The organism is Actinomycetospora sp. 2LY8.5, from assembly GCF_057180585.1.
Genome location: NZ_JBXUHE010000065.1, coordinates 21,268 through 27,506 on the forward strand (window position 1 = coordinate 21,268; position 6,239 = coordinate 27,506).

Here is a 6,239-nt window from a genome sequence, read left to right on the forward strand (position 1 = left end):
GTCCCGACCCGCTCCCTGGCCGACTACGCCATCGATCCGAGCGGAGACGCGCTGTGAGCGCCACCGCGCCGGCGCGCCGACCTCGAAGCCGGGCTCAAGCTCGCCGCGATGCGCCGGCTGGCCCCAGAACTCCTGATCACCGTCCGCACCCAGCGCTGGCGCCCCGAGGAGCTGCTGCGGACCCTGGTCGAGGCCGAGATCGCCGCTCGCGAGGCCTCCAACACCATCAACCGGCGCAAGGCCGCCCCGTTCCCGGTCGAGTACTCCCTCGAGGAGTTCGACGTCTCGGTCTCCTCGGTCCCGACCGCGACGTTCGACTACCTCGCCAGCCTCGAGTGGATCCGCGGCGGCGAGAACCTCGCCCTGGTCGGACCCGCCGGCACCGGCAAATCCCACCTGCTCGTCGCCCTCGGACACGCCGCGGTCCAGGCCAGCCACCGGGTCCGCCTCTTCACCGCCGCCGAACTCGTCGAAGCCCTCTACCGCGGCCTCGCGGACACCTCTGTCGGACGGCTGATCGACCAGACCCTGCGCCACGACCTGATCATCGTCGACGAGATCGGGTTCGCGCCCCTCGACGACACCGCCGCCCAACTGCTGTTCCGGCTCGTCGCCGCCGCCTACGAACGCCGCAGCCTAGCGATCAGCTCCCACTGGCCCTTCGACCAATGGGGCCGGTTCCTACCCGAACACACCACCGCGGTCAGCCTGCTCGACCGGCTCCTGCACCACGCCCACGTCGTCGTCACCGACGGCGAGTCCTACCGCATGCGCCAAGCCCGAACGAAGGGAGCGAAGCCAGCCACAAGCAGCTGAACAACCCCCGGGACCGGGGGCTTTCACCTGGCCACCAGCGGGGACCACGAACTGGCCGTTGACAGGCAGGGGTCGGACACGTCACCGCCGTAAGCGCGCGCGCTTTCCCCGTTGACAAACCCTCGACGAGTTCGCCCTCGCAGTCTCCGATGTCCCCGCAGGCTGTTTCGACTACTTCGCCAGCTCGAGTGATCCGCGCCGCGGAGAACCTCACGCTGCTCGGACCGGCCCGCACCGGCAGCGTTCTGTCGCCCGGACCCGAGCGGCGTAGGGCCCACCGGCGGATCCGCGGGTGATCACGTGGAGGCGGTTCGAGCAGGGCCGTCTCCTGCCACGTCCTCGTCGTCCGGGCCGTGCCCTGCCCCCGGGCCGATCGACGGTTCGAGCTCGGAGCGCACCCGACGGGAACGGAGCGCCGCGAGGACGGTGAGCAGCGAGAAGCCCGCCAGCAGGATCGGCGCGGGCCAGTACGCACCGCCGACGCCGGACACGGCGAGCGCCGTCACGACCGGCAGCAGCCGCCACCGATGATCGCGGAGAGCTGGTAGCACAACGAGATGCCCGTGTACCGCACATGGGCGGGAAAGAGTGCCGCGAGCATCGTGGAGAGGACCGCCAGCAGCGCCGAGCACACGACGAAAGAGACGGTCATGGCCAGCACCAGGCCCCAGGGCCCGAGGCCGACACCCAGAGCGAACGCCGGGAACGCCCACAGGGCGAGGGCCACGCCGGCGAACGCCGCGAGGCGCCACTGCTCGCGAGGGGCTCTGCTGGCGAACAGGTACTGGGCGACGAGCATGGCGATCGACGCGATGATCAGACCGCTGGTCGCGAAGGCCGCGGGGACGCCGTAACGGGAGATGACGTAGCTCGGGAGGAAGGTGGTGGTGATGTAGTTGACGTGGTTGACCAGCACGATGCCCGTGCCGAGCACGACCCGTCCCTTGTAGGAGCCGAGGACGGCACCGAGCGGGACCCGCGCTTTCTCGACCTTGTGCGTGCCGAGGACGGCGGTGGACTCCTCGATCCGCATCCGCAGTACGAGGCCGACCGCGAGCAGGAGGATCGACAGCAGGAACGGCATCCGCCAGCCCCAGCTCAGGAACTGCTCCTCGGGCAGCAGCTGGAACAGGCCGATGACCGCGGCGGAGGACAAGATGCCCAGCGGGCTGCCGAACTGCGGGAACGATCCGTAGAAGGAGCGCTTGTCCGGTGGGGCGTGCTCGACGGCGAGCAGCACCGCGCCGCCCCACTCCCCACCGACCGCCAGGCCCTGCACGACTCGCAACACGACGAGGAGGATCGGCGCCGCGACGCCGATCTGGGCGTAGGTGGGCAGGAGCCCGATGAGGACGGTCGCGAAGCCCATGAGCAGCAGGGACACCACCAGGGTGTTCTTGCGGCCGAACCGGTCCCCGAAATGTCCGAAGAGGACACCACCGAGCGGACGGGCCAAGAATGCCACGCCCACCGAGGACACCGACACCAGCGTGCTGGTCAGCGGGTCGTTCGTCGGGAAGAACAGCTGCCCTAGCACGATCGTCGCGGTCGTGCTGTAGACGAAGAAGTCGTACCACTCGATTGTGGTGCCGACCAAAGATGCCCAGGCGACCCCCCTCGCGCTGAGGGGGCGCCGACCCTGCCGGGTCCGTGTCGTCATTCGTTCTCCTTCGACGTCGATGTTGTCGAGTCCAGCAGGCGCAGGTGAGCCCCGGGCTCGGCGTCCGGACTTCGCGAATCGGTGTCAGCCGCTCCAGAACGGAGCCGACGATTACCGGATGCCCCGGAACGCGAAGGGGCTGTGGAGGGAGCTGAAATTAACGCCGTCCGGCAGTCTGCGTCAACGAGGTCCGCGCGGAGGTCGACGCGGCCGGGGCATCCTCGACCACCATCCCTCTGAGCTGGGCGTCCGGGCTCACTCGACCCCCTAGCACTTCTGCCAGTGGCTATGACCTAGAACACCCTCCACACTCGTCACCAGGTTCGAGGCGACGATCGAGACATTGTGCGTCCATCGAGGAGAAGGAATGAGGTGCAGCGGTGCCCGATACCTCCGCCACGTGGATGAGTCGCACGTCCGAGGAACGGCCCGAATACCAGATCGGCTGCGATATTGGCGGAACCTTCACTGACATCTGCGTGGTCGACTCCACCGGAAACGTGCACACGGACAAATCGGAGACGACTCCGGAAGACCTCACTCAAGGTGTCCTCGCGGCCCTCGAAAGCGCAGCCGGTGGGCTCGGGATCTCCCTCGAGCACCTACTGGGCAGCACGACCCGATTCGTCAACGGGACGACGATCGTCACGAACGCGATCGCCGAGCTGGCGGGCGCTCGGGTCGGGCTGCTCGTGACCAAGGGGTTCGGGGACACGCTGCGCATCGCGAGGTCTCCCCGCAACGGCGAGCGAGACTTCCACTTCCAGCGCAACCTCCCGGACATCGTCGCGCGCGACTGCATCGTGGAGCTGCCCGAACGGATCGACCGCACCGGGTCGGTGGTGGCGGAGCTGCGAGAGGAGGACGTCGTCACCGCCCTGCAGGAACTGGCCGACCGCGGTGTCGAGACGCTGGCGGTCTGCCTACTGTTCAGCTTCGCGAACCCCGTCCACGAGGAGCTCGTAGCCAGGGTCGCCGAGGATCGCTTTCCCCATCTCTACCTCAGCGTGTCCTCCCGCCTGTGCCCGGTCATGCGCGAGTACGAGCGGACCGTGACCACGGTGCTGAACTCGTTCACGGGCCTGCGCGTGGCTCGCTACATCGAGAGCATCGAGGAGCTGCTGGCCCGGCACGGGCTGCGGGCGCCGATCGCGTTCATGCAGGGCTTCGGGGGCACCCTTCCCAGCGCAGAGGCCAGGCGGCGCCCGATCGCGCTGGTGGACTCTGGTCCTGCCGGTGGTGTCGTCGGGGCCAAACGACTGACGGCCGACCTCGGTGTCTCTCACGTCATCACCGGCGACATGGGCGGGACGTCGTTCGACGTGTCGGTCCTCGCCGGCCCGGAGCTCGCCGTGACCCACCGGGTGAAGGTCCGCGAGTTCCTCACCGGCGTCTCCAAGGTGGACGTCCTCGCCATCGGGGCGGGGGGAGGCTCGATCGGCTGGATCGACGCACGGGGGGTCCCCAAGTCGGGCCACGCAGCGCGGGCGCGGCCCCCGGCCCGGCCGCCTACGGACGGGGCGGCCGCGACGCGACCGTCACCGACGCCGTGGTGGCGCTCGGCATCCTCGCGCCGTCCTGGTTCCTCGGCGGCAGACGCACCCTCGACGTCGAGGCCGCACGCTCCGCGATCGCCCGGTCGATCGCCACCCCGATGGCGACGAGCGTCGAGGATGCGGCGTCGGCGATGTACCGACTCGTCACGGCCACCATGAGCGACGCCGTGCGGCGGGTCACCGTCGAGCGCGGCAAGGACCCGCGCGAATTCACCCTCTGCGCCTTCGGCGGTGCACTCGGCGTCTTCGCCGCGGGGATCTGTCGGCGGGCCGGTATCCGGCGCGTCGTCATCCCGCGCGAGGCGGGCGTCTTCTCCGCCTACGGTCTCCTCGCCACCGATGACGTCCGGGTGCTCGCGCGGTCGGTCCACTGGACCGGGGCTCGGGCGCCCCGGTGCAGGAGAGCCTGATGGCCCTCGAACGGGAAGCCCTCACCGGCCTCGCGTCATCAGGCTATGCCGCACCGAACGTCGACGTCCGGTGGCAGGCGGACCTCCGGTTCGCCGGGCAGATCTTCGAGTTGACCGTACCCATCGAGCGCTCCGACGACATCGACACCGCGCTGCATCGGATGCGGGACGAGTTCCCGCAGCGCTACGAGGCGGAGTACGGGCCGGGTACGGCGTGGCGGGACTCCGGTGTGGTGCTCCTGGGTGTCCGCGTGGTGGCGACCGGGCGGACGGCGAAGTTCGCCACCCGCTCCGTGGAGCCGACGGCGTCGGGGGCCCCCGACCCGGTGGAGACACGTCAGGTCCTGCTACCCACCGAACAGCGCTGCGCGACCGTCGACGTCTACGCCGGTGACCGCCTCGCTCCCGGCACGGTGATCCACGGGCCCGCGATCATCGAGCACTCTCTGACCACGGTGTTCGTCCCGGGCGGCTGGGAGGCCGAGACCGACGCCCAGGGCCATCAACACCTCATCGACCGCGAGCCGGCCCTGGGGCCGGAGCGGGTCCGAGACCACACGGACGCCCCCTCGACCGCGGCGCTGCACCAGGAACAGGTGATGTCGTGACGATCATCGAAGAGCCACAGGTCGACACCGTGGATCCGGTGGACGTGGAAATCTTCCAGCGGCGCCTCTTCTCGATCGCGAACGAGATGGGGGTGATCATGATCCGCACGACCGGCGACCCGGTGATCGCCGAGGCCGTGGACTTCTCCACCTTCATCGCCGACGCCGGCGGCGAGATCATCGCCTACTCCAGCTACTCGGCCTGGCACCTCGGACCGGCACGCCAGACCATCCGATACCTGCTCGAGATCTACCCGGGCGATCGGATCCGCCCCGGGGACGCCTTCATCTGCAACGACCCACACCGCACGGGCGCGCTCCACGCCCCGGACATCGGATTGGTCCGACCGATCTTCTCGGGCGACCGGCTGATCGCGTGGTGCTGGTCGGAGGCGCACGTGGCCGACGTCGGGGGCATGACGCCCGGCGGCATGGCTCCCGACGCGACGGAGTCCTACCAGGAAGGCTTCCGGTTCCCGGGTATCAAGATCGCCTCGGGCGGGGAGTTCGACGACGACATGCTCCGGCTGCTCCGGGCCAACTACCGCGTCGCCGACCGCACGATCAACAACCTGCGCTGCTTCATGGCGGCGAACAACGTGTGCGACAGCCGCATCCAGGAGGTCGTCGCCGAGTACGGCGTCGACCTCTTCGAGCGCTACGGCGCCCTCAACAAGGACCTGTCCGAGCGCGCGGTGCGCAGCCGCATCGCGAGCCTGCCCGACGGCACCTACCGTGCGACGGATTACGTCGAGCACGATCAGCTCTACCCGATCGTCTGCTCCGCCACGGTCGACGGGGACAGCATGACGCTCGACTTCACCGGCACCGCCCCGCAGGCCGACCGGTTCATCAACATGTCGATGGGAGCCACCCTGGCCGCTTCCATCACGCCGATGTTGTTCTGCCTGGTGCCGGACGTGCCGATCAACGAGGGCGCCGTGCGGGCCTTCGACCTCGTCGTGCCCCCCCGGATCGATACTCAACCCGGTGGAGCCCGCGCCGATGTCGGGCGGGCACCTCGAGAGCGGCATGCGCGTGTCCAAGCTGGTCGCGCGGCTACTAGACCGTATGGAGGCCGGCGCCTCCGCTCGTAAGTTGGCGCGGGTCACCGTCGTTGGTGGCGGTGCCGCATTTACGAGGGAGGCGCCGGTGCCTGGCGAGGGTAGTTGGATCGGGTTGGACGTTC

Annotated in this window: 5 protein-coding genes and 2 pseudogenes; 5 read left to right on the forward strand and 2 right to left on the reverse strand. The window is 69.3% G+C overall.

What is annotated here, in order from left to right:
• Nucleotides 1-102 precede the first annotated feature (102 nt).
• Nucleotides 103-816 (forward strand): annotated as a pseudogene (gene istB, locus AC2A1K_RS33725) (IS21-like element helper ATPase IstB); the annotation flags it as partial.
• Between the two features lie 296 nt (nucleotides 817-1,112).
• Here the strand turns inward: istB and AC2A1K_RS33730 are convergent.
• Both AC2A1K_RS33730 and AC2A1K_RS33735 read right to left on the reverse strand, forming a co-directional pair.
• A complete protein-coding gene (locus AC2A1K_RS33730) occupies nucleotides 1,113-1,322 on the reverse strand; it encodes a hypothetical protein (protein WP_483900725.1) in 210 nt (69 codons plus the stop codon).
• Entirely contained in the window at nucleotides 1,319-2,413 is a 1,095-nt protein-coding gene (locus AC2A1K_RS33735) for an MFS transporter (RefSeq protein WP_483900726.1), read from the reverse strand. The genes AC2A1K_RS33730 and AC2A1K_RS33735 overlap by 4 nt, the downstream gene beginning before the upstream one ends.
• A gap of 467 nt (nucleotides 2,414-2,880) precedes the next feature.
• On the opposite strand from AC2A1K_RS33735, the pseudogene AC2A1K_RS33740 reads away from it, so the two are divergent.
• The 4 genes and pseudogenes from AC2A1K_RS33740 to AC2A1K_RS33755 all read left to right on the forward strand — a co-directional run.
• A pseudogene (locus AC2A1K_RS33740) lies at nucleotides 2,881-3,903 on the forward strand (hydantoinase/oxoprolinase N-terminal domain-containing protein); the annotation flags it as partial.
• Nucleotides 3,904-3,917: 14 nt separating this feature from the next.
• Nucleotides 3,918-4,442 (forward strand): hydantoinase/oxoprolinase family protein, encoded by a 525-nt coding sequence (locus AC2A1K_RS33745; protein ID WP_483900730.1) that lies wholly within the window; start codon nucleotides 3,918-3,920, stop codon nucleotides 4,440-4,442.
• Nucleotides 4,442-5,050, forward strand: a complete 609-nt coding sequence (locus tag AC2A1K_RS33750) for a hypothetical protein (RefSeq protein WP_483900727.1) — start codon at nucleotides 4,442-4,444, stop codon at nucleotides 5,048-5,050. Before AC2A1K_RS33745 ends, AC2A1K_RS33750 begins: the two co-directional genes overlap by 1 nt.
• Nucleotides 5,047-6,147, forward strand: coding sequence for a hydantoinase B/oxoprolinase family protein (locus AC2A1K_RS33755; RefSeq protein WP_483900728.1), 1,101 nt, complete (start codon nucleotides 5,047-5,049; stop codon nucleotides 6,145-6,147). The genes AC2A1K_RS33750 and AC2A1K_RS33755 overlap by 4 nt, the downstream gene beginning before the upstream one ends.
• The last annotated feature ends 92 nt before the right edge of the window (nucleotides 6,148-6,239 follow it).